Consider the following 24,611-nt stretch of genomic DNA (forward strand, 5'->3'; position numbering starts at 1 on the left):
AGAATTGTGACGGATAAATATTTTTTATCACTAAAAAAGTAGATACAATAAAAGTAACACTGGCATTTAGATAGGGAGTTATAAAATGAAATTAATTATTGCAGAGAAACCAGATCAAGGTTTAGCGCTCGTTTCTCAATTTAAATATCGACGAAAAGACGGTTATTTGGAAGTGGAAGCAAATGAATTGTTTCCGAATGGTGCTTATTGTACGTGGGCCATTGGTCATTTGACGCAATTGTGTAATCCAGAGCATTATCATGCAGAGTGGAAAAAATGGTCATTAGATACGTTGCCAATGATTCCAGAACGTTTTCAATTTGAAGTAACGAAATCAAAATATAAGCAATTTAATGTTGTGAAACAGTTGTTACATAACCCGCAAGTGACAGAAATTATTCATGCGGGAGATGCAGGGCGTGAAGGGGAATTAATTGTACGGAATATCATTAATCTTTGTAATGTACAAAAACCGATGAAGCGTCTGTGGATTTCTTCCTTAACGAAGCAAGCAATCTATCAAGGATTTAAAAACTTACTTGATGAAGCAGATACGATTAATACATATTACGAAGCATATACACGATCATGTGCGGACTGGGTTGTTGGGATGAATGCCTCCCGTGTTTTTAGTATTTTACTAAAGAAAAAAGGAATGAATGATGTTTTTTCGGCGGGACGTGTGCAAACACCAACACTTGCATTAATTGTGAAACGTGAGAAAGAAATTGAAAACTTTAAATCAGAGCCATTTTGGGAAGTGTTCGCAACCTTTAATATAGAAGGAAAGAAATATGAAGGTAAGTGGGAACAAGATAATGAATCTCGCTTAAAAGATCCGAATATGGCAAAAAAAATTGCTGCATTTTGTCAAAATAAGCCGGCTGAAGTGAAAGAAATGAAAACAGAGCGGAAAGAGTTTCAGCCACCATTTTTATTTAACTTATCATCTTTACAAGCAACGGCGAATAAAGCATTTAAATTTTCACCGAAAAAGACACTTGATATCACACAGGCGTTATATCAAAAAGGAATTGTGTCTTATCCGCGTTCGGATTCTAACTATGTAACAGAAGGAGAAGCGGCGACGTTCCCGGATATTTTACAAAAGCTAAGTCAATTTGATGATTATAGAGATTTATTACCAGCGCCGATTTCGTCCATTATGAATAATAAGCGCTATGTAAATGAGAAAAAGGTTACAGATCACTATGCCATCATTCCGACAGAGCAAGTTACAAATCCAAGTAAACTATCTGGCGATGAAAAGAAAATTTACGATATGATTGTGAGACGTTTAATTGCGGCGCATTACGAAGCTGCTATTTTTGATTATACAACGATTACAACGCTAGTTGATGGACGTGCTGAATTCATTTCAAAAGGAAAACAGCAAATTCAAGAAGGTTGGCGTAAAGTCATTTTCCAAGATGATAAAGATGAAGAAACAATTCTTCCTATTGTACAAGAGGGCGAACAAGGAAAAGTTGTAAAAGTGAAAGTTAAAGAAGGTAAGACACAGCCTCCGAAGCGTTATACAGAAGGTCAACTTATTACGTTAATGAAAACAGCTGGGAAGTATTTAGAGAACGAAGAACTGGAAAAAGTATTAAAAAAGACAGAAGGCTTAGGCACAGAAGCAACGCGGGCTGGTATTATTACGATGCTGAAAGACCGTAAGTACATTGATGTGAAGAAAAACCAAGTGTACGCGACTGATAAAGGAAAAGTGCTCATAACGGCAATTGGTGATAAAATTTTAGCTTCGCCAGAAATGACGGCAAAATGGGAGCAGCGCCTTGCAGAAATAGGAGAAGGTACAGCTTCACCAGCAACATTTATGGAACAAACGAAAAAGCTCTCAGCAAAAATTATTGAAGATGCAATTGAAATGTCTGAGAAATGGGATTTCACGGGGTTACATGTGGAATCTATTGAGCGATCCAATTCAAAATTTACAGTAGGTAAAAAAGTAGGACAATGTAAAAAGTGTGATGGAGATGTGATTGATAAATCCACTTTTTATGGATGCTCGAACTATAATACAACGAAATGTGATTTCACAATCTCTAAAAAGATATTAGGAAAAACGATTTCGCAAAAGAATATGAAGAAGCTACTAAACGGTGAACAAACGGAACTAATGAAAGGTTTCAAGAAGAACGATAAAACGTTTGATGCGAAATTAGAATGGAAAGATAATAAGATTAATTTTGTGTTTGAGAAGTGATGATGTCAAAAAATAAAAAAATTCTGTAACAAGGTAGGGTTGAAAAAGTATTAATTTTAAAATTTTGTAAAAAAGCATGACAATGAAATGTCATGTTTTTTTGCGTTAGGCAACAAATGAGGATAAAGGAAACAAAGTAAGTCATGTTCTAAATCTATACTGCCAGGAAAAAATGTTTGTATAGACCCACCCATTTATTATTTGGTAATGTATGAAAGTACTTTAAATGCTGAAAAATACAATGTGCTTTTCTTTAGAATGTCCTGATAAGTAGAGAGGGTAAGTAAGGCACTATGAAATCAAATCAATGAACAAAAGTGAAAGTGAAGTGGGGATAAATATGAATGGAAACCGTAAATCATCTTTATTGGCAGCATGGATCAGTGTAATTAGCAATATATTTCTAACTTTTATCAAAATTATAGTCGGTTTACTTTTCAAAAGTCAGGTATTATTAGCTGATGGGATTCATAATGCTGCTGATGTTGTAGCATCTGTAGCATCATTGGGGTCAATGAAAATTTCAAACCAACCTGCTGATGAGGATCATCCGTATGGTCATGGAAAAGCAGAAGTCATTTCCTCAGGAATTGTAGCTATTATTTTAACTCTAGCAGCTTTATTTATGGCCTGCGAATCAATAAAAGCATTATTTCGACCAGCGCCTGAGCCTCATATGATTGCTTTTATAGCGGCTGTTGTTTCGTTAGTTTGGAAGCAAATTTTATATGTATATACAATACGAATTGGTCGAAAAGCAAATAGTAAAGGCCTTATCGCAACTGCTTATGACCATCTTGCTGATGTTTATGCTTCAATTGCTGCTGTAATTGGAATTGGGGTTGCTTTGTTAAACAATATATATTCAATCCCATATGCAGCTTATGGTGATCCATTAGCTGGTATTATCGTTTCCTTTTTTGTCTTAAAGTTGGCAATCAGTATGGGGAAAGAAGCTATATATATATTAATGGAAGGTGGTCTTCCTACTGAGAAATGTAGTAAATATAAGAAGATAATTCAGGCACACCCTTTTGTGAAAAGAATTGATAGAATACGTGCACGTGACCATGGTCACTATATTTTGATTGATGTAAGGATTAGTGTCCCAGCACATTTAAGCATCCAACAAGGACACGATATTTGTAGAGAGATAAAACGAACTATTATGAAACAGGATTCAGAAGTATATGAAGTACTAATTCACTTAAACCCGTGGTATGAAGAAAAATAAGTTTATCATATCTAGCGAGAAGACCTCCACCTCAAGCGCGAAGCAAATAGGTGGGGGTAGTTCAATGAAGTTTAGAATTATAAATGATGAAGTGGGAGACAATGATAAAATATATGAATCAAATGGTAACTAAGCAACAGGGAGAGGATAGAATATCTTCTTCAAAAGAGAAAGCTCGTTACATTGATATAAACGTTACAAACTCATGTAAAACGGAATAGAAATGAAAAGGTGTCTTCGCAGTTAAAAATGAACACCTAAAGTTACTTATATTGCTATTGCATTACAATACATAGGGATAACAGAAAATAACTCGAAGATAAAGTGAAACTTCCATTAGTGGGGTTTTCTTCATCCCCTACTGATGGAAGTTTCATTTTATAAAACGTAGTATGTGTTACTATTTTGAAAAAGGATGTGTAGCATGAACAAAGAAAAAAAATACACTGTTGTTGGCACTGATATTGAAGAAGTGAAAGAGCTGAATAAGAAATCTGGTTTAACGTATAACGAAGTAAAACAATTATTAGTGAAACGAATGAAACAAAAGTGAGTATACATGAAGCCACAAACAATACGTTTGTGGCTTCATGTATACTGTTACAACTGATTACATACTAAAAAAGCATTTATTAGTGGGTTTTTTTCTTTAAAAGCAAGGCTAATTTGACGATATTGTTTTTGTTTTAGTTTTTTTATGTCAATGTTTTTGTGAGACTTAAAAAATAGTTCAGGGCCCATGCTAATCCCGATATTTTGTGAAACCATATTAACAATCGTTTCGCAATTCAGTACTTCTAATATAATGTTTGGGGAAACATTATGAGCAGATAAATTTTCTAACACTAATGATTGATAGGGACCTTTTGGCATAATAAAGTCCATATTAGCAATTGTCTTTATATCAATTGTTTTTTCATTAACCAGTGGATGATTTTTCGGTAATCCTAAGACAATTTCATCCTTTGTAATAGGTATTGATTGAAATTGTTTTTTTGTATCTTCTTCTATAATGAATCCTATATCTACAGTGCCGTTATTAATCCACTCTACAATTTCTACATACGTACCTTCAAACAATATTACTTTGACTTCTGGGTAGCTTTTTTTTAGATTTGATAGCATTTTTGGTAATATTTGAGCTGCAGCACTTGTAAATGCACCTATTTTTAAAGTGCCTTCAAGTTGATTGTTTTGAAGAGATATTTCTTGTTTAATAATAGCCTCACTGTTTAAAATTTGTCGGATATGCGGGAGAATTCGATCTGCAAACGCAGTTTTGCTAATCTTTGCTTGCTTATTACGATGTAGTAAGGGATAGCCAAACTCTTTTTCAAGACTAGAAATAGCATGGCTTACTGCTGATTGTGTCATGTTAAGTTGTTCAGCTGCTCTAGTGAAATTCCCTAGTTCGACCACTTTTTGGAATACTTCATATCTTGCTATTGTCATGAAATAAACTCATACCTCCTATGCTAAATATTAATTTCACTAATTTCATTATACCCTTTATGATAAAAAATGGAATAATTAACAAAAGGGTGATGAACATTGAACAAGATATTTTTATTAGCAATAGGCATGTTTGCACTAGGTGTAGACGCTTATGTCATGGCAGGAATTTTACCTAGTATTACCGATGAGTTTCGTGTCTCTATCGGGAAAGCGGGGCAAACTGTAAGTATATTTACTTTGTGTTATGCAATTGCAGCACCTTTGTTTGCTGCAATGATGAGTAAAACGAATGCAAAAAATACATTATTAATAGCATTATCCGTCTTCGTATCAGCTAACATAGTAAGTGCGGTTACGAACAATTTTATAATTTTATTACTTTCGAGAGGAATAGCAGGGATAGGGGCAGGACTGTATTCACCATTCGCTTCATCGGCAGCTGTTACATTCGTTCATGAAAACAAAAGAGGTAGAGCGTTAGGAATGATATTGCTTGGAATGAGTGCAGGAACTGTAATAGGTGTTCCTTTCGGTATTTATATTTCAAATATGTATGGATGGCGAATGACAATGTGGTTTATTGTCGCAATTGGTGTACTGGGAATATTGTCCCTATTGTTTAGGTTCCCAGTGATAAAATCTACTCACTTACCAACACTAAAAGAACGTTTAATGATGTTCAAACATAAAGGTATTTCACTTGTAATGTTCATAACGATGATATTGAGTTGTTGTAGTTTAGGTTTATACACATACTTAGATCTCATAATAGCTTCCTATGGATTTGGAAAATCCGTAATCTTTATATGGATGTGGGGAATAGGTGGCATAGGAGGCAGCTTTATTATTGGGTATATTATTGACTTCTATAAGAAACCTAAAATCATATTAATATATTTAATGGTTATCATGTTTTCATCTTTAATATTTATGGGGATTTCTCAGCAAATAGCGATTTTGGTAGCTATCTGTTTAATTCTTTGGGGGGCTACTGGGTGGGCAGCGTTAGCAACGCAACAAAAAACGTTAGTCGAAATGAGCCCAGAACATGCTACTATTTCTATCGCCTTGCTTAGTTCTATTAATTATTTTGCTGGTTCAATGGGAACACTGGCAAATGGTATATTTTTAGAAAAAGGAGTAAATCCTACAACTTTGCCATACTTTACAGGTGGTATATTAGTCATTGCAATTGGGTTACAGTTTATTTTAATAATAAGAAAGCAGTAGAGCGAAATAAATGATACAAATTTAAGTTTTAGTTTATGAAACATATAAAAATAGTCTAAGTCAAAACATGTAATGTGACTTAGACTATTTTTATATTAGGGGTTATTTGAAGAATTTAATACGTTCTTCCGTTGGTTCAAATTCTTTGTTATTCGCCGGAGCAACAGGTTTACCAAATGGCATTTGGGCAATTAACTTCCAGCTACTTGGAATATTCCATTCTTTTTTCACTTCATCGTCAATAAGAGGATTGTAGTGTTGAAGTGTCGCACCAAATCCTTCAAGTTCTAAAGATGTCCAGATAACAAATTGAAGCATACCAGATGATTGTTGCGACCATACAGGGAAATTATCTTTATATAGGGCAAAATTCTCTTGTAAGTATTCAATTACGCTATTGTCTTCAAAGAATAATACGGTACCATAACCGTTTCCAAATGCAGTCATTTTTTCTTCAGTTGAACTAAATTGATCAGCAGGAACGATTTCTTTTAATGTGTTTCTTGTAATATTCCACAATTTATCATGTTGTTCTCCTAACAATACGACTACTCGTGCACTTTGTGAATTAAAAGAAGAAGGAGTATGTTTCACAGCATGGGTTACAATTTCTTGAATACGTTCGTCTGAAACGACAGCCTCTTTACTAATTGCATAAATAGAACGTCTATCTGCTACAGCAGAATAAAAATCTTTTGTTGTATGTTCCGTGTGAGTTACTTCTTCTTGACTAGTTGAATTTCCAAATAATTTATTTAAAAAACTCATTTTATACACCACCAAATTTTATTTTTTAGTTATATACTTTCTTCAAATACATAATTGAATATGGTTACCTGAAGGATCTTTTGTAACAACAACTCCATCTGTTGTTGTTACTGATACCCCAATGTTTTGGAGACGTTTCACAGCTTGATTTCGTGTTTCTTTATCTGGGAATAAGAGTGAAAAATGTTTTAATCCCACGCTGTTTGCTGCCGGAGCAGGTGCCCCAACACCATTCCATGTATTTAAACCGATATGATGATGATATTTTCCTGATGAGATAAATAATGCTTGATGACCGTATCTACTTACAGCATCAAACCCAAGACCAGTACAATAAAACTCCTCTGCTTTTCCTAAATCAGCAACATGTAAATGAATATGTCCCATTACTGTGTCACTTGGAAGACCAGTCCAGGTTTCGTTTTTAGCGGCCGATAAAATGTCACTTGCTATAGGCTCAGTTGCCATTGTTACTTGCCCGTCATTCCATTCCCATGTTTCAAAAGGACGATCTACATAAATTTCAATTCCATTTCCATCAGGATCTGCTAAATAAACGGCTTCACTCACAAGATGATCAGAGGCCCCCTGCAAAGGATAATCTGTTTTGATGAGGTGATGTAATACCTTCGCTAAATCTGAGCGATGAGGTAATAAAATTGCAAAATGGTATAAGCCAGTTGTACGTGGTTGCTTTGGTAATATCTTTTCTAGTTGTTCGATTGTTAAAAGTGGAGTTTTTCCATCTGCTGTTAGTACAGCTTTCGTTTCTGATTGTTCGAGTATTTGGAATCCTAATTCTTCTTGATAAAAAGAAAGGGAGCGTTCTAAATTTTCAATTAATATGTGAACGTGATTTACAAAAGTATAAGGATGCTTTTGGAATTTCATCTTTGTTCCTCCTCTGTTCATTGTTAACTGTTAGTAATAAGTAATTATTAGTGTGAATGAACAATTGAAATGTATTCGAATAAAACAACAAATATTATTTAATTACTTTATATAAGTAAGTATAAAATCGTTCTTAAGTTACGTCAAGTACATAACTGAAAATATTTCAAATTGATTATTTGTTGCGCAAAAGCACGGTGAGTTTGTAGAAAAATATGTGATTTATCTCTAGTATTAGCAGGTGTGGTAAGCAATGCAATCGGAGTGTGCAGGAAGAGATTTATATTTAGCAAATTATTAGTGGAATCGATCCTTTTTCGAAACCTTAAACAAAAAGAACTACACATAGGTGTCCTTTTTATTGAATATAATGCAATGAAATCCTTTTGAAGAGGAGTAAATAAGGATGCCTCAAAAGATAAATCAGCAATTATTAACGGAGCAAATGATTCATATCATTAAAAATGGCCTTCATAAATCACAAGTTCCTAAACATATTATTATTGTTGGTGCAGGATTAGCAGGACTAGTTGGAGCATCTTTATTAAAGGAGGCTGGGCATAAAGTTACGATTTTGGAGGCAAATGATAGAATAGGAGGGAGAGTGTACACTGTACGCTCCCCGTTTAATAATGGCCTATATTTTAATGCAGGGTCTATGCGTATTCCAGATGTACACACTTTAACCTCGGCATATATTCAAAAATTTGGATTGTCTACGAATCGTTTTATTAACCGAACACCTTTTGATATGATTTATGCAAATGGCATAAAAACACATCTCAACATATTTGAACAAAATCCAAGCGTTTTAAAATATCCCGTGAGGCCGAATGAAAGAGGAAAAACAGCCGAAAAGCTAATGCTTTCAGTCTTGCAACCTATTATAAATTTTATTAAACAAAATCCGGCGAAAAATTGGTTTATCGTAGAAAAACAATATAAAAAATATTCATTAGGTTTCGTTTTAAACTCTTATCTTTCAGACGGTGCAATTGACATGATTGGCATCCTTCTTGATATGGAAGCATATATGGGAATGTCCGTGATTGAAGTATTGCGAGAGATGATATTTTTTACATCAACAAATGAATTTTATGAGATTACGGGTGGCATGGATGTATTACCACAATCCTTTTTACCACAGCTAAAAGAAAATATACTATTTCATCAAAAAATGACAGCTATTATTCAGCAAAATGAGAATGTTACGATTCGTTCTATTCATGAGAAAACCTCAGAACAATTTATGGTAACAGGTGATCTTGCTATTATAACTATTCCTTTTTCTGCATTACGCTTTGTGAAAATTGAACCGTTTGATTCTTTTTCTTATTACAAAAGAAGGGCTATTCGTGAGCTTAACTATATAGCTGCAACAAAAATCGCGATGGAGTTTAAAAGTAGGTTTTGGGAAAGGGGTGGTCAATATGGTGGTAAATCTATCACTGATTTGCCAATTCGATTTACGTATTATCCAAGTTATGACTTACAAACAACAGGGGCAGCTGTAGTCTTGGTAAGTTATACGTGGGCAGATGAAGCATTAACTTGGGACAGCCTATCTAATAAGGATCGTATTCAATATGCTTTGAAGAATTTGGCAGAAATATATGGGAATCAAGTGTATTCTGAATTTGTTTCAGGGGCATCCTTTAGTTGGAGTCAAAACCCTTATTCTTGCGGAGCTTTTACGGCTTTTGAGCCAGGACAGGAATTGGAATTACATCCTTATATAGCAATCCCTGAAGGAAGAGTGCATTTTGCTGGAGAGCATACGACACTTACGCATGGTTGGATGCAGGGAGCGATTGAATCTGGAATTCGAGTTGCATATGAGGTGAATAATTTACCTAAATGAAAATATGAAATGTAAATACATATTGGAAACTATATCTAAAAACAGATGTCCTAAACATGAAGTTCATGGAATGGAGGATTAATCATAGAATGAAATGCTATTGATTAGATTTTCTTCCAACTATACAATGTGATTAAAGTTAGATTTGTATTAAATTAGTAGAAACAAAGAGAGGATACTAAAAATATATGTCGTAGATAGCTCTCACAAAAGATAATTTATTGAGCTACACTTAAAATATGTTTTGTATATGAGAAGAGAGTCGCGATGGTATGCGACTCTCTTTATTTAATAAAAGTAATTGATTTTACGATGATGTACCTTGTAAAAATTGAGAGTAAAGATCATAAAAATAATTTGGTCGAAATATATTTGCAGCATGACCAGCTAATGGGATTTCTTTATATGAAACATTTGGAAGAATAGATTTTAAATCAAATAAACAAGATTTATAGAGATGATCATGTTCTCCCATTACCCATAAAATTGGTTGTGTAAGTTCTCGTAATCGGGATTTTAAATCGAATTCTAAACGATGGCGTAGTGATTCTCGAATAATAGATCTGTGTAATTGTAATCCAAATCGATAGTAAATATTTTTAGAAACGATCGCAAATGGATTTGCTTTTAGAATGCCACTTGGAAATATAGTACTTGCATACTGATGAAGCCAAGAAGAGTACTCATTATTTCGTTTGTCCCAAAACTTTTGAAAGACATTAAATAACTTAGAGGGGTTATTGTAATGACCTCCAATATGGCAAAGACTTAATACTTTTTCTGGGTACTTATGAGCAAATATAGTGGCAATATAACATCCATAGCTTAGGGCGCAAATATGAGCTTGTTGGATTCCCTCTTTTTCATAAAGATCTGCTAATTGCTGTACTAATTGATCTAAAGAAAAATCAATTGCTTCTCCTTTATCATCACCATGACCGAGTAAATCATACGTTATGATGTTGTAAGATGAGGAAAATAGTTTACATTCTTTTTTAAATGCACGACGATTCCCAACTAACCCATGGATAAATATGATAGTTTTTTTACTAAGATCCTGTTGTGTTTGCAAAAAGTATGCCCCTTTCAAGTCTGTGTTAGAAAAAAGAAAATACGTTCTACTAGAATGTTATCATTATCAATGAACTGAGGTAATTGATGTGGTGTTAATTACCATTTTTGTAATATCAAGTTTAGCAATGCAGTGTGTATAAAATATATTGTAAATCAGTATATAGGCACTACTTTGCTATTCATAATGATAGAAAACATGAAATAAAAATTGCTCATCTGTGTTGAGGATGTATACGAGAACGATTTTAATATAATGAAAAATAAAATTTATTTATATATAAATTTAAAAATAAGTTTTGGGAGTTAATTTGTTTTCATTTTGAATGTTTAATAGATTGAGTAGTAGTGTTTGTTGTTATTTTTAAGTACTAGGTAATAATACTAGATGATTATATAGTTTGTAAAGATAACTCGTCGATATGGTCTCAGTAGTGATAAGTGAACTTTAATTTATTCAGCTATCCGCAAGCAGTAAGCCCTCCATTTCAAGATTCATAGAGAAGTGAAGAAGCTAGGTGGGCGATGAGGAAACCCCCTACTGATGGAAGTTTCACATTATAATTCGGAAGGTGTTTTTTGGAAATTGCATAATATATATACTGTAGAGAAGCATGCCAATTTAATAGTATGTTTTTTATTTTGATTAAACTATCATTTTTTTAAATGATTTCTATTAAAATAATTCATTTTATTTATTCTTATTCTAAATATATAATAGCGATTAGGTGAGTGTGAAGAGGGAAATGCTGTATAGTTTCTTTATATGCCGTATACATCATTTGAGAATGGACATTTATATAAACAGGCAGCTTAAGTTTGGAATCAATCGTTTTCGATTCGAGTATATATGGTTAAAAGTATATAAGGTTGTCCATGAAGCTAACTATTTCTATGAAAATAGTTAGCTTCATGAGTGTTTCAGGACAAATTTTACTGTATGCCTCTTATATAATAGAGAAAAGTCATTTATAAAAATTTAGATGAATACAACACATGTTTACCTTTGGCATTATATATCTTGTAACATCAATTTTCGTTATTATGGAAATATAGGTATAACAATAAATTGATGTAAGAAGAGTATAGGTAACCTTTCTACATAATATAAGCCGTAATATGCTATTGAAGATGAAATAACGATTGTACAACAGGAGGTGGCATTATGGAGTTACGTCATTTGAAAACTTTTATTATTGTAGCAGAAAGCGGTGGATTTACACGGGCTGGAGAACGGCTCGGATATACACAATCAACAATCACCAATCATATTCAATCTTTAGAAGAAGAAGTTGGAAGCCCTTTGTTTGATCGTCTTGGTAAAAAGGTGATTTTAACTGAAGTAGGAGAGCACATGCTTTCTTATGCGCAAAAAATATTAGAATTATCTAATGAGGCGTTGGAATCATCTCAAATGAACGGTAAGCCATCAGGGACGATACGTATTGGGGCAAACGAGTCTTTAATGATATATCGATTACCTGTGATTTTATATGAATTTAAAAAGAAATATCCGCAAGTTCATATCATTTTACAGCCATCAGAGAGCCAAGAGTTACATAATGAGTTAAAGTCAGGTAAATTTGATTTTGCTTTATTTACAAATCCGGAAAAGCTTGGTGTAGATATTGTCACTCATTCCCTTGTTCGAGAAACAGTTGTGCTTGTTGCCCCGCCAGGGCATCCGCTAACAAAACAAAAAATTGTTACTCCTGCTGATTTAGAAGGAGAAATGTTATTGCTTACAGAGCCGGGAAGTTATCGAGACTTATTAGAAAAGTGGATAAAAAAGGAAGGGGTTAGTTGCTCAAGTATTCACTTTTGGAGTATTGAGGCAATTAAACAAACTGTCATGTGCGGATTAGGTTTATCGTATTTACCGCTTATTACGGTTAAGGAGGAAATTGAGCGTGGCAAGTTAATCGTTCTTCCATGGATATACAGTGAGGATTTTGTTACAACGGAACTGGCATACCATAAAAATAAATGGTTGACTCCGGCGATGAAAAAATTAATTGAAATGATAGAGAAACATGCAGAGAAATGGAGAGCGATAACTTAGTTTCCTAAGATGTTGAATTATAACATACATGTAAAGGCATAGATGGGAGGAAAATGTAATGAATGAACGTACGAAAGAGATTTTACTTGTTATAGTTGGATCATTATTATTTGCGATTGGGATTAACTTTTTTGCTATTCCAAATCGATTATCAGAAGGGGGAATTATCGGTCTTACTGTTATTACTTACTATTTGTTTGACTGGTCTCCTGGTGTTGTAAACTTTATAATGAATGCCATTTTACTTGCAATCGGTTATAAATTTTTTGATAAAAAAACGATGGTGTATACAGTTCTTGGGATACTATCTACATCTTTCTTTTTATATATCACAGAAGGCGTTGCAACTCCGGTAAATAATGATACATTATTAGCAGCTCTTTTTGCAGGGAGTTTTGTAGGGGTTGGTTTAGGATTTATGTTTCGGGCAGGTGGTACATCGGGTGGTTCGGCTATCATAGCTAGGTTAGCAAATCAATATTTAGGCTGGAGCGTCGGGAAAGGCGTATTAATTATAGATATCGTTGTTATTGCCGGTTCAGTGTTTATTATCGGACAGGAGAAAGCGATGTATACACTTGTAGCGGTCTTTATTGGCGCGAAGGTCATTGATTTTATTGTAGAAGGAATGGATACAAGAACAGCTGTGACAATTATTTCAAACTATCCAGATGTTATTCGAGAGTCCATTATGAAGCACATGACGCGCGGTGTAACAGTATTAGAAGGACGAGGCGGTTATACAGGAAATAATAAGGAAGTATTATATATTGTTATTAATAAACAAGAACTCGTTCAATTAAAACAAGTCGTGAGTAGAAAAGATGAAAATGCATTTGTTGTTATTCATGATGTACGTGATGTATTAGGTGGTGGCTTTAAAGCAAGTTGAAAAAACTGGCCTTCAAATGTTTGAGGGCCAGTTTTTTTATCTCAATATTTAAACGATATTCTTATTTAAATTTGACAATATGGAAGTAGAGATAGTTCGAAAGTTTATAATTATGTAAAAGGTGCAGTTTTTTCTGTTTGTGTATTAAGAAATTGCTGTAGTTCCAAGATTGAAATGATTCTATAAAGATTGTTGAAAATAGTACCAAATAAGAAAAAATCACTTGAAAATCCTTACAAAAATGTAAGGTGAATGAAATGTAATTCGATACAAAGAATGCTACATTTCAATTAAACTAGTAAGGGAAAGTGTTTCGAAAGGAGAGTCGAAATGACAGAAGATATAGAAGCAACAAGTAGAAGTGAAAAGAAAAACATGCGCTCCAAAAAAAGAAGCTTTTTATGGTTTCTGACAATTCCCTTTTTACTTCTTATTGTTGGTGGGATAAGTTACAGTTCATTTATATATAGTAAAGCAAAAGCGGTTGCAAGTAATTCTTATGCAGAAATAAATAAGTCTAGTAAACGTGATAAAGAGGTGGCACCTTTAAAAGATAATATTTCTATTTTAATTATGGGAGTAGATGAAAGCGAACAAAGAGAAAGCCAATATGGTAAAGCTGTTCGCACTGATGCATTGTTATTGGCAACGATTAACAAAGATGATAAATCAGTAAAGTTAGTAAGCATCCCTCGCGATTCGCGTGTATATATTCCATCACGAAAAAAATTAGATAAAATTACACACGCGCACGTATTTGGTGGGGTGGAAAGTACACGAGATACAGTTGAACGCTTTTTAAATGTACCTGTTGATTATTATGTGAAATTTAATTTTGAATCTTTTATTAAAATAGTAGATTCACTTGGCGGTATTGATATTGATGTGCCAGTTACCTTTACAGAACAAGACAGCAAAGACCAAGCTGGTGCAATTCATCTTGAAAAAGATTATCAACATTTAAATGGAGAACAAGCGCTTGCGTTAGCGAGAACACGTAAAATTGATAGCGATGCAATGCGTGGTCAAAGACAGCAACTTGTAATCGAAGCAATTGCAAAAAAAGCATTATCAGTTAAATCAATCACGAAGTTGAGCTCATTATTAGATGCAGTTGATAAAAATTTAAAAACAAACTTAACATTTGATGACATGCTAGCGATTGCGAAAAATATGGCAGGGACAGACTTAAACATTGAAAAAATGCAAGTGCAGGGTACAGACAAACGTATTAATGGTATTTATTATTACCAACCAAATGAACAAAATGTAACAGAAATATCAAAACAATTGAATGATCATCTTGGTGTTACGGAGAAAGCAGCTTCTAACAAATAGAGAAAAAGGTTGGCGTTTTGTCAACCTTTTTTCTTTGGTCAGGTCAACCGCTAATGGCAAGAATTATTTCGTATCATCACTAACTGCTCTTGTTAAATTATCCACTGTCCTTGAAGTCGCAGCAACTTGATTACCATTCTTTAATAATTGTTTTACTAACGCAAGTCCCAAACCTTTTGAGGCTCCAGTTACAAACCATACTTTATTTTTGCTCATAATAAATATTCATTCCTTTCTTTCTATAAATTATTTATCAACTTGCTTTTATTCCGCTAAGAACCCGATACAATTCGTAATAATAGGTCGATTTCGGGCATCTGATAATCTTCATCTCCTTGAATATTCAGCGTCATAAGACCAGAAAGTACCGTAAGATAGCAAGAAATCAGTTCCCGAGGATCGCCTGCCGCAAACTCGCCTGCTTTTTGGCCCTCAATGAATAAGGGCTCTAAATGATCGACATAGGTCTTCATAGAATACTGTTTGATAAGCTGTTTAGCCTTCTCTGGTACTTCTTCCGATGTGCGTGCTTGATGAATCAACATGAAACCAAGTTGATTTTCTTCATCGAGTATGTGTTGAGTTAAAGCTCTTATTTTTTCGATTGGTGATCCAGGTAGATGATTGAAGTTTATACCATCAATTGATTCTTTCATTGCCCACTGAACAAGTGTAGTGAAAAGGTCGTCCTTTGACCTGAAGTAGCGATAAAGAAGGCCTGGACTGATGCCAGCTTCCGCAGCGATCATACTCATTTTCGTTCCGATGATGCCCCGCCGAGCGAAGACCTTAAGGGCTGCTTCCATAATCTGTTCTCTGCGTTCATTACGAATCTGCTGTAACTGTTCTTCGTTTAAAGGTGACAATGTGCTTTCACTCCTTTGTATTCCTATTTTCTGCTGATAGAAGAGACACGCCTGAGTTGGTTTGAGAGATTTACGGATCCGCTTGTTTCCTTCAAAAACCTTTTAAGTATTGCGAGCGCATCATCATCTCCGAAGATGGTATTAGTCTGTACGCAATAAAACATCCAAGAATATACTGATGTCCTTTTTTTCCTGTTCACCTTATGAAAATCGCACTGCTAGTCTGTAATATTCCGAGTATTATATGTGAGAATACCAATTTTAATTCTCAGGTAGCTATTCTGAAAAATTCAGAACTGTTCAAGTTTGTTACGTTTTTAATTGTTGGAATGGTTGATGATTCGTATTTTAAGAGATAAGGGATTCTCGGGAACAGACTTCTAGTCAAATCTTATAAGGATGGTTATTGATTCATTGACTCAAAGGGTGCCCCAGAGAAGGAAGGTACAATCTCATCCAATATTTCCTCCAATGGTTTACCATATTTTTGTGAAAGCTCAGAGAGTAATTGTTTGCCTTCATCAGATGCAGTGAGAACAGCCGTTACCATTTGTGAATTAATAATATTACGCGGTGAGAGTGACAATGTATTAACTGCCCAATATAGTCCATATAGCTCAAAATTACGTTGAATAGTTGCATGTTTGAGAAATAAATCCATGTATTTCTGACCAAAAGAAATCCCTTTCAACGGTTGAGAACCCATATATTCGACTCCTTCCCATTGTAAATCAGTAGCGCAATTCAACCACCAAGCAGGTTCAATCACATCTTGGATTTTTTGGAGTACTCTCTGTTCAAAATAGGGTTTGGGGTCATTCCGTTGATCATGCAAACAGGATTCCAGCATTTCTACTTCGATCGCAGCGACGGTCATTCCTTGACCAAAAATTGGATCATAGATGCAGTAGGCATCTCCTAAGACTAACAATCCAGATGGCCATCGTTGCATTTGTTCATAGTGATGACGGAACAATTCTGGCACGCGATAACCTCGGGGTGCTGTGATTGGTTCAAGCTCTTGCAATATTTCTGCGATTATCGGGCTTGGGAGCTGAGCAATCGTCTGTTCATACTCTTTAGCATTCGTAGGAGGATAGTGTCCACCTGGACGATAAAGCAACACTTCTGCTATATGATTTTCAATAAAGGAAAAAACTCCTGTGAAAGTCCCATTAGCAGGCTGACCTGTGATGTTAATTGCATCCCATTTCTCTGTTAGATGTGTTAGACGAGAAGGAATCTTATAACGGCGCGTACTATATCCAAGAGTGATTTTTAGAAGGTCTGGATTTGGCACATCATACCCCAAATCCTCGAGCCATTTTGTCAGTTTGGAAGAACGCCCGCTTGTATCAAATACCATATCGGCTGTCAGTGCTTTCTCCTGTCCGATTTGTCCACGTTCTCGGACTTGGACCCCTGTCACGGTTGTCTGGTCTGGAGTCGTTAACAACCGGATCACATCATGTTTTGGAAGAAAACGAACATTCGGAATCTCTTTCATACGTTGACGAAGCACCCACTCAAGCACTGCTCTACTAAACTTAATATCGTTTCGTGGGTATTGAAATACCATAGTTCCATATTGATTCATTTGATGAATGGTCTTATTCAGTGACGAGTGAGCTCCCTGTGCCAATAAATCCTCTTCATAACCTGGAAAGAGGCGCTCCATAATCGACTTACCACGTCGTGTGGAACGGTGTGGATGAAAAGCTTGTGGAGTGCCAGGACGATTCTCAGGTTTTTCAGGAAAATCATCTTTATCCACGATGAGAACCTCTCTATAATAATCAGAAAGCACTCTTGCAGTCAGTAATCCGCCAATACCTCCTCCAATGATAAGAGCTCGTTCTGTCTTTCCTTTTGTAAGTACGAAATTTGTATCTGTCATAATCTTCACCCTCCATTGATGAATGATTGAATCACTCATTCATCATTAAAATATGTTCGGTTTTGTAAAATGTGAACAGAAAAATAAAAAAATTCCCAAATGTTATGCGGATTATCAGTAGTAAATCAAATGGTTTATTCTATATGTATCAAAATGGGAGCTTTTTCTCTGAAAATAAAGTAATTTATATGACGGTTTTGGAGAATACAGAGGTGACGTCTAAACTGTTAGAATCATTTTTGCATGATAAGAGTTTGTGAGTGATATATTTTTTGTATGTATAGGATAAGAAAAATATAAAGGATACAGAACAAATTTATTCAACTGGAAGAACATGCTTATGGAAATATAGACATTATACATGTATGAGGAGGAGTATCGTGTCTTATATTGAAAAATTTTGCTTATAGTCTAGAGATACAAGCTTATATTTATGGTTATCCATTATTAGTAATAAATAGAACGAAACAATTAACAGCGATAAGCGCTAACTCTTTAGAAAGTAGGTTAGCGCTGAATCAATTTATATATAGAAGAACTAGCAAGCCTAACTGATCAATTTATTGTTTTTCCTAATGTAGATACTTTATATATGTACGTTTGGTTAGATGTTTCAGAGCGGCCTGTGATGTTGCTTGTTCCTGATACACAGGATAGATATTATACAGTGCAGTTATTAGATGCTTGGACTAACACATTTGCGAATATAGGAAGACGAAAAATTAGGACAGAAAAAGGGTATTTTTAAATAATGTTAAGAAGAAACAAAGTTTACGAATAAAATTGAGAGAATAATTTAAAAAGGAAAAGAAAGGACTAGTATTGAAAGTATAAAACAGTTATAGTTACTATTCCGCCATAAAAAATTTAAAACAATAAAACTTAATACTAAATGAATAAGGAGAAATGAACATGACATTTGAATTTTTACTCAAACTAGGTCTGGCCCTCTTTCTTGGACTATTAATTGGAATTGATAGACAGCTGAAGAATAAACCGCTTGGTGTGAAAACGAGTATGGTAATTTCAGTAGCAAGTTGTTTAATTACGATTGTTTCTATTGAATCAGTAAATGTATATTCATCTCCAGGGCATACGAATATGGATCCTATGCGTCTTGCAGCGCAAATTGTTAGTGGAGTCGGTTTCCTCGGTGCAGGTGTTATTTTGCGGAGAAATAATGATGTGATTTCTGGATTAACAACTGCTTCTATGGTTTGGGCAGCATCTGGCTTAGGGATTGCGATTGGTGCCGGTTTTTATTTAGAAGCAGTTGTGGCAATGATCTTAATTATTTTGGCAATTAATGTATTTCCATATATTATTAAATTAGCAGGACCTTATTCTTTAAGGCAAAGAGATCTATCAGTAAAAATAGTTGTTAATAAGCATCAAGAGCTAAATCAAATTTTTAAACAAATTAAGCATCTAAATTTGCAAGTGAAACGTGTGAAAATTAAAGATATAGATAATGGTTATCAACAATTAGAAATGACGATATCAGCACCTGAAAAGTTATATACAACGGATTTATATACCTCTCTAAAAGAGATGAAACAAAGTGTTTCAGTAGAAGTCGAAAGTAGGTAAATTAGTAGTTATATAAAATCTCAAGAATTTGGATATCAAATTCTGTATAAACAACAGATGTATATAGGTAATTTGGAACATTTTTAAAATGAAAAAATAAAGCCATGACAACATTTTATGAAGTAATGTTATCATGGCTTTTTACATGGAAATTGTAAGTTTTAAGCACTAATTTCTTGATTATGAGTAACTTTTCTTTTTTGTGAAATATAGCTGTGTAAAATCATACCAAGCATGATAAGAAACATGCTGCACCAAGATAAAGCAGAAGGGAATGGAGCTGCTAATAAAATTAATTCTCCAGCTACAGTAAATAATACCTCCATAGATTGAGTTGCTTCGACAGCAGCTAATTTGTGCATATTGCCCCTTACCATATCAGTTGCATGAAAGAAGAGTACAGTTGCAATTACTCCAGAGAAAATGGCAACCAAACTAGATTGAACTGCCTGTTCTTTGCTCGGCATACCAACAGTAATGAAACCATATATGGATAGCAAAATCCAAAATGGTAAACTAGCTAATGTCATACCTAATACACGTTGATATGCATCTAGACGCTCTGTACATACATCCATCATTTTACGGTTACCAAGTGGATAAGCAAATGAAGCTATGATTACAGGGAGCACACCTAATAATACATTTTTTAAAGAAAGGTGATTTGCTTGTTCTATGAGCATAAGAATGATACCAAAAAGAATAATGACTGACATAGCAAGACCTTTAAATGGTATGGTACCTCTAATTTTTATTGGGCCATCTGCTGTTTCAATCGTTTCCGAAAATAATGGTGCAAGTAATGAACCTGAAATAATTGTAATTTGCCATGTCCCAGCAGTTAACCAACCTGGTGCATATGTTGCTGCAAAGCAAAGAGGTGCATAAAATAATCCAAATCCTACAAAGCTCCATAGAATCCATGTTTTTGGCTGTTCTTTCATGACTTTTAGAAGAGGACGTAAATTTTTTCTACTTATAACAATAATCAAAAGTAATGGAACCATAAAGAAATATCGAAGTGACGCACTCCAAATCCAACTTCCGCCGGATAATTCCATAGCCCGGTTCAGAACAAATGTAAAAGCAAAAAAGAATGCTGCGCAAACACCTAAAAAAATGGGACGCAATTCGTTCACCTCAATTCATCTGTTGATTCAATAACTCTTCTAGATTTAACCGATTTTTTCAACAATACAAGCAGCTGTTTCACTTTATCCCACATTAACGGGCAGTAAGGTCCCACGCTTATGGAAGTTTCACTTTATGACGAGCTTTGTTAACATATAAAACGCAACTCCCCAAATAATAACACCAGAAACTTTATTTAGTAGTTTGATTTTTGTTCCAGATGAATCTACTTTTCCTAGCATTCGTCCAGAGATAGCTAGCCCTATAAACCATATCCAAGAAACAAAAATTGTTGCAAAGGTAAATGCCCATTTTTCAGCACCTATGTATTGAATAGAATTTGTTCCAATTACTCCAATCGTATCTAAAATAGCATGTGGATTTAGTAAAGAGACGGAAGCTGCGAACACAATTTGTTTTTTTGTTGTCATCACTTGTACTTCATTTCGTGAAACAGTAGGTTCACTTTTCCATATTACCCAGCCCATGTAAAGAAGAAAGAAAAAACCTATAGTATAGAGTATAGTTGTTAACCATGAAAATGTTAATAGCATTAGAGATACACCTTGCACAGCAAATAAGATTAAAATAGTGTCACAGATTGCCGCTGTTGTAACAACTGGTACAGTTCTCAATAAGGTAGATTGACTGGCACCTTGATTAAAAACAAAAACATTTTGTACACCTAAAGGTATAATAAGTCCAAATGCAAGAACAATTCCGTGAAGTATTGCTTCACTCATTTTATCCCCTCCATATGTAGAATTATAATTTTATCCCGCATTGATGGGCAGAAAGCCCCTCACTGATGGAAGTTTCACTTTATTGTATAAAGGAAAAAATCAATTGTATCCATCCATATGGTTGGATAATGAACCAACCAAAGTATATACTACAAGTATAAAAATCTAGTTGGAGTGATTTAATGGAATGGTTTGAATGGAATCCAAATATATCTTCTCCTATTCCTTTATATAAACAAATTGAAGAATATTTAAAAGCGAAAATTGTCAATGGGGAGTGGACAATAGGAACAAAATTACCGTCTCAACGAGTGTTGGCCGATGCATTTAGAGTGAATCGAAGTACAATTGTAACAGCATTGGATGAGCTAGCTGCTCAAGGGTTAATCGAAGGAAACGGGAGACGAGGAACAAGAGTTATCAGCAATACATGGGACTTGCTAGTTTCTTCAGCGCTACCTGATTGGAATGCGTATGTTGAGACAGGGCTTCATTATCCTAATTTACCAACGATTCAAGAGATTAACCGAGCAGAATTTGATTATAACATGATTCGATTAGGAACAGGTGAACTCTCGCCAGAACTTTTACCGCAAGAGAAGATGCAACATATTATGAGTATGCTTTCACAACAGAGCATCCCTTTAGGCTATGAAGAACCGAAAGGAGATATTTTGCTGCGTGAACAACTAGCAAAGTATTTAAAAACGTTAGGAATACAGGCATCCTCTTCATCCATTTTAGTTGTATCAGGTGGAATACAGGCGTTGCAGTTAATTTCTATGGGACTATTACAGAAAGGGGCAACAATTCTAGTTGAAAAGCCTTCTTATTTATTTTCGCTTAATATTTTTCAGTCTGCAGGGATGCGGCTAATTGGGGTTCCGATGGATCAAAATGGTGTACAACCAACGTTTGTTTCAAAGTATAAAAAGCAATTCCATGGCTCACTGCTTTATACGATTCCTTCTTTTCATAATCCAACTGGTATTTTAATGGATCAAGTGCGAAGACAAGTTCTTATGGAAACTTGTAATGAGATTGGGTTGCCTATAATAGAAGATGGTGTGTATCAAGATTTGTGGATTGACTCTTTACCTTCGAAACCATTAAAAGCATATGATCGACATGGGAATGTTCTGTATGTAGGAAGTATGTCTAAAACAATTAGTCCTGGGCTGAGAATTGGCTGGATTGTAGGACCAGAGCCGGTGATTGGACGATTAGCAGATATAAAGATGCAGACAGATTATGGATCTAGTTCTTTGTCACAACAAGTTGCTGCCCATTGGTTTTTAAGTGGATTGTATGAAGAACATGTAAGCTATATTCGAAGAGAATTGCAAATACGCAGAGATGTTGCATTACAAGCGTTGGAAAAGCATTTTTCACATATTGCGACGTGGGATATACCAAAAGGTGGTTTTTACATATGGCTGCATATAATCCCCGCATTTTCTATGCAGGAGTTGTTTCATAAAGCTTTAAAAGCAGGAATTCTGCTCAATCCAGGGAATTTGTACGATCGAAATTCTGATCAATATTTACGAATTTCATACTCATATGCATCATTATACGATATTGAAAGAGGAATTGAGAAATTAGCGATGATTATAAAAGAAATAAAACAATAAAGAAATGTGAAATTCTATGTTGAAGGAGAACTAAAATGAATCGATATGTAATTTGCCAAATTATAAATGAAACAAAATATTTAGCTGCTTATGCAGAAACAAAGAAAGAAGCAATTGAAAAAGCAGAACTGTTAGGATTAAGGACTGGGGAACGCTATACCGTTATTACAGAGGAAGAAGCAGAGGGATTGCAATATCCATAAAAAGACGGTAGCCGAGATGGCTACCGTCTTTTTATGTTTGCACAATAAATTATTAAGTTATTGTGCAAGCAACAAGACCTCTATTTCAACATTTGTAGAGAATAAAGAAGATAGGTAGGGGATAACTGCTGGCATGTGCCCGATTGGTGAGAGCTTTCCATCAGTGGGGGACGAAAAAAAACCCCCACTGATGGAAGTTTCACTTTATTGTTTATCGATAGTATTGGTTCGACTACTTGTAGTACTAGATGGAGATCCTGTTCGATATCGGTTTATATATTGGTTAAAGTTCCAAGAGTGTAGAAATTTTTCAGCAGCTTGATAACCAGAGTGATAAAGCCATTCTTTCTCTTCATCACTTAAATGGAAGTTGGTACTAGTAATATTTCCAGTAGGGATTTTAATAGTACGTGCCCTTGCTTCTGTATTGAGATGGCGTAAATCATGGGCTTGCATCATTGTTTTAAATAGCCCTTTAAACATCGAAATAGGTTCTTCATAATGAACAGGTTCAGCTTGAATCTCGTCTTTCACAAAATGAAATCCAAAGGTAGGCCAGCGTGGAATGTTTGGTGAGTCGAAAATCCATATCGGATAATTGCTGAGAATGCCTCCGTCGACTATATAGCAAGGCTGTTTCCATTTAGGAGTTTTCCACTTAACAGGCTGAAAAAAGAAAGGGATAGTGGCACTCATTCTCACTGCTTTTGCAATAGAAAATTTTTTGTTAGGAAATCCATAATGTAGTAAATCGTCGGGGAAAACAACCATTTTGCCATTACTAATATCGGAAGCAATGATTTTTAAGCCTTCAGGGTTAGGTAAGTCACTAAAACAATGCACACCTTTTTTAGATAATAAATCTTCTAACCATTGTTCTATAAATTCATTTTTATATATCCCCATTTTAACCCATACATTTATTCCTTTTCCGATAATAGGGATTTTATCCATACATGTTTTTGTAATGAAATTTGTATAATCAGCACCATTTATAATTGTTTTTAATTCTTCTCCTGTATATCCACAGGCAAGAAGCGCTGCAATAATAGCACCAGCTGATGTACCAGCGACTCGCTCCCATTCATAATTATGCTCTTCTAATGCACAGATTGCTCCAACATGTGCAATTCCTCTAACTCCGCCTCCTTCAAAGACACCATCTATTTTCATGAAAACAATTCCTCTCGATTCATTATTTATTTTTGTATATGAAATAAACAGCAAAAAAGCACGGCAAGTGCGTGCTTTTTTACAATAGTTGTTAAAGTTTACTTAGCAGACAAAGCTGCCAAAGCAGCTAGCTCCAATGATGATGAGAAGGATAAATAAAACGATTAATAAAGCAAAACCGCCGAATCCGCATCCGCATCCGAATCCTCCGCCACCGTATCCGAATCCTCCGCAACCGGGGCCATATCCATATCCGTAACCCATATTTATTTCCTCCTTAATATGAAAAATTTTTGGGTGAACAAAGTGAAGTTTATGAGGGTGTATTACAAGGGATGAAGA

General features: G+C 34.8%; 23 protein-coding genes. 12 read left to right on the forward strand and 11 right to left on the reverse strand.

The window, feature by feature from the left end:
- Nucleotides 1-85 precede the first annotated feature (85 nt).
- The 3 genes from topB (at nt 86) to ACFQZ1_RS21730 (ending at nt 4,017) form a co-directional block, all read left to right on the forward strand.
- The gene (gene topB / locus ACFQZ1_RS21720) at nt 86-2,230 is read left to right on the forward strand and encodes a DNA topoisomerase III (protein WP_377884238.1); all 2,145 of its coding nucleotides are present in this window, start codon (nt 86-88) and stop codon (nt 2,228-2,230) included.
- Between the two features lie 340 nt (nt 2,231-2,570).
- The gene (locus ACFQZ1_RS21725) at nt 2,571-3,464 is read left to right on the forward strand and encodes a cation diffusion facilitator family transporter (RefSeq protein ID WP_377884239.1); all 894 of its coding nucleotides are present in this window, start codon (nt 2,571-2,573) and stop codon (nt 3,462-3,464) included.
- A gap of 424 nt (nt 3,465-3,888) precedes the next feature.
- Nucleotides 3,889-4,017, forward strand: coding sequence for a hypothetical protein (locus tag ACFQZ1_RS21730; RefSeq protein WP_302850598.1), 129 nt, complete (start codon nt 3,889-3,891; stop codon nt 4,015-4,017).
- A gap of 47 nt (nt 4,018-4,064) precedes the next feature.
- Here the strand turns inward: ACFQZ1_RS21730 and ACFQZ1_RS21735 are convergent, their stop codons facing one another.
- Complete coding sequence (locus tag ACFQZ1_RS21735) at nt 4,065-4,916, reverse strand: LysR family transcriptional regulator (protein WP_377884240.1); 852 nt, start codon at nt 4,914-4,916, stop codon at nt 4,065-4,067.
- Nucleotides 4,917-5,015: 99 nt separating this feature from the next.
- Here ACFQZ1_RS21735 and ACFQZ1_RS21740 point away from each other — a divergent pair, with 99 nt between their 5' ends.
- The gene (locus ACFQZ1_RS21740) at nt 5,016-6,149 is read left to right on the forward strand and encodes an MFS transporter (protein WP_377884241.1); all 1,134 of its coding nucleotides are present in this window, start codon (nt 5,016-5,018) and stop codon (nt 6,147-6,149) included.
- 102 nt (nt 6,150-6,251) lie between these two features.
- Here the strand turns inward: ACFQZ1_RS21740 and ACFQZ1_RS21745 are convergent, their stop codons facing one another.
- Complete coding sequence (locus tag ACFQZ1_RS21745) at nt 6,252-6,917, reverse strand: nitroreductase family protein (RefSeq protein WP_377884242.1); 666 nt, start codon at nt 6,915-6,917, stop codon at nt 6,252-6,254.
- 42 nt (nt 6,918-6,959) lie between these two features.
- Nucleotides 6,960-7,808, reverse strand: coding sequence for a VOC family protein (locus ACFQZ1_RS21750; RefSeq protein ID WP_377884243.1), 849 nt, complete (start codon nt 7,806-7,808; stop codon nt 6,960-6,962).
- Nucleotides 7,809-8,214: 406 nt separating this feature from the next.
- On the opposite strand from ACFQZ1_RS21750, the gene ACFQZ1_RS21755 reads away from it, so the two are divergent.
- Complete coding sequence (locus tag ACFQZ1_RS21755) at nt 8,215-9,669, forward strand: flavin monoamine oxidase family protein (RefSeq protein WP_377884244.1); 1,455 nt, start codon at nt 8,215-8,217, stop codon at nt 9,667-9,669.
- Nucleotides 9,670-9,976: 307 nt separating this feature from the next.
- On the opposite strand, the gene ACFQZ1_RS21760 is transcribed toward ACFQZ1_RS21755, so the two are convergent.
- Nucleotides 9,977-10,759: an alpha/beta fold hydrolase gene (locus tag ACFQZ1_RS21760; protein WP_377884245.1), complete on the reverse strand. Its 783-nt coding sequence runs from the start codon at nt 10,757-10,759 to the stop codon at nt 9,977-9,979.
- Between the two features lie 1,146 nt (nt 10,760-11,905).
- On the opposite strand from ACFQZ1_RS21760, the gene ACFQZ1_RS21765 reads away from it, so the two are divergent.
- The 3 genes from ACFQZ1_RS21765 (at nt 11,906) to ACFQZ1_RS21775 (ending at nt 15,032) form a co-directional block, all read left to right on the forward strand.
- Entirely contained in the window at nt 11,906-12,802 is an 897-nt protein-coding gene (locus ACFQZ1_RS21765) for a LysR family transcriptional regulator (RefSeq protein ID WP_377884246.1), read from the forward strand.
- Between the two features lie 58 nt (nt 12,803-12,860).
- Nucleotides 12,861-13,694 (forward strand): YitT family protein, encoded by an 834-nt coding sequence (locus ACFQZ1_RS21770; RefSeq protein ID WP_377884247.1) that lies wholly within the window; start codon nt 12,861-12,863, stop codon nt 13,692-13,694.
- Nucleotides 13,695-14,024: 330 nt separating this feature from the next.
- Nucleotides 14,025-15,032, forward strand: coding sequence for an LCP family protein (locus ACFQZ1_RS21775; protein WP_377884248.1), 1,008 nt, complete (start codon nt 14,025-14,027; stop codon nt 15,030-15,032).
- A gap of 63 nt (nt 15,033-15,095) precedes the next feature.
- On the opposite strand, the gene ACFQZ1_RS21780 is transcribed toward ACFQZ1_RS21775, so the two are convergent.
- The 3 genes from ACFQZ1_RS21780 to ACFQZ1_RS21790 all read right to left on the reverse strand — a co-directional run bounded on the left by ACFQZ1_RS21780 (nt 15,096) and on the right by ACFQZ1_RS21790 (nt 17,795).
- Nucleotides 15,096-15,248 (reverse strand): SDR family NAD(P)-dependent oxidoreductase, encoded by a 153-nt coding sequence (locus ACFQZ1_RS21780; protein ID WP_377884249.1) that lies wholly within the window; start codon nt 15,246-15,248, stop codon nt 15,096-15,098.
- 56 nt (nt 15,249-15,304) lie between these two features.
- Nucleotides 15,305-15,898, reverse strand: coding sequence for a TetR/AcrR family transcriptional regulator (locus ACFQZ1_RS21785; RefSeq protein ID WP_377884250.1), 594 nt, complete (start codon nt 15,896-15,898; stop codon nt 15,305-15,307).
- A 403-nt stretch (nt 15,899-16,301) separates the two neighbouring features.
- Entirely contained in the window at nt 16,302-17,795 is a 1,494-nt protein-coding gene (locus ACFQZ1_RS21790) for an NAD(P)/FAD-dependent oxidoreductase (RefSeq protein ID WP_377884251.1), read from the reverse strand.
- 529 nt (nt 17,796-18,324) lie between these two features.
- On the opposite strand from ACFQZ1_RS21790, the gene ACFQZ1_RS21795 reads away from it, so the two are divergent.
- A complete protein-coding gene (locus ACFQZ1_RS21795; protein WP_377884939.1) occupies nt 18,325-18,543 on the forward strand; it encodes a DUF1254 domain-containing protein in 219 nt (72 codons plus the stop codon).
- Nucleotides 18,544-18,707: 164 nt separating this feature from the next.
- A complete protein-coding gene (locus ACFQZ1_RS21800; protein ID WP_377884252.1) occupies nt 18,708-19,385 on the forward strand; it encodes an MgtC/SapB family protein in 678 nt (225 codons plus the stop codon).
- A 161-nt stretch (nt 19,386-19,546) separates the two neighbouring features.
- Here ACFQZ1_RS21800 and ACFQZ1_RS21805 read toward each other — a convergent pair whose 3' ends face one another.
- A complete protein-coding gene (locus ACFQZ1_RS21805) occupies nt 19,547-20,515 on the reverse strand; it encodes a DMT family transporter (RefSeq protein ID WP_377884253.1) in 969 nt (322 codons plus the stop codon).
- Between the two features lie 129 nt (nt 20,516-20,644).
- On the reverse strand, nt 20,645-21,259 hold the full coding sequence (locus ACFQZ1_RS21810) for a LysE/ArgO family amino acid transporter (protein ID WP_377884254.1): 615 nt from the start codon (nt 21,257-21,259) through the stop codon (nt 20,645-20,647).
- Nucleotides 21,260-21,441: 182 nt separating this feature from the next.
- Here ACFQZ1_RS21810 and ACFQZ1_RS21815 point away from each other — a divergent pair, with 182 nt between their 5' ends.
- Nucleotides 21,442-22,893, forward strand: coding sequence for an aminotransferase-like domain-containing protein (locus ACFQZ1_RS21815; RefSeq protein WP_377884255.1), 1,452 nt, complete (start codon nt 21,442-21,444; stop codon nt 22,891-22,893).
- 35 nt (nt 22,894-22,928) lie between these two features.
- Nucleotides 22,929-23,096, forward strand: coding sequence for a DUF3933 family protein (locus ACFQZ1_RS21820; protein WP_377884256.1), 168 nt, complete (start codon nt 22,929-22,931; stop codon nt 23,094-23,096).
- Nucleotides 23,097-23,300: 204 nt separating this feature from the next.
- Here ACFQZ1_RS21820 and ACFQZ1_RS21825 read toward each other — a convergent pair whose 3' ends face one another.
- Nucleotides 23,301-24,269 (reverse strand): patatin-like phospholipase family protein, encoded by a 969-nt coding sequence (locus tag ACFQZ1_RS21825; protein WP_377884257.1) that lies wholly within the window; start codon nt 24,267-24,269, stop codon nt 23,301-23,303.
- 102 nt (nt 24,270-24,371) lie between these two features.
- Entirely contained in the window at nt 24,372-24,533 is a 162-nt protein-coding gene (locus ACFQZ1_RS21830) for a YjcZ family sporulation protein (protein ID WP_377884258.1), read from the reverse strand.
- Nucleotides 24,534-24,611: the final 78 nt, after the last annotated feature.

Origin of the sequence: Bacillus sp. CGMCC 1.60114, assembly GCF_042676365.1 — a bacterium.
GTDB classification, from domain to species: domain Bacteria; phylum Bacillota; class Bacilli; order Bacillales; family Bacillaceae_G; genus Bacillus_A; species Bacillus_A rhizoplanae_A.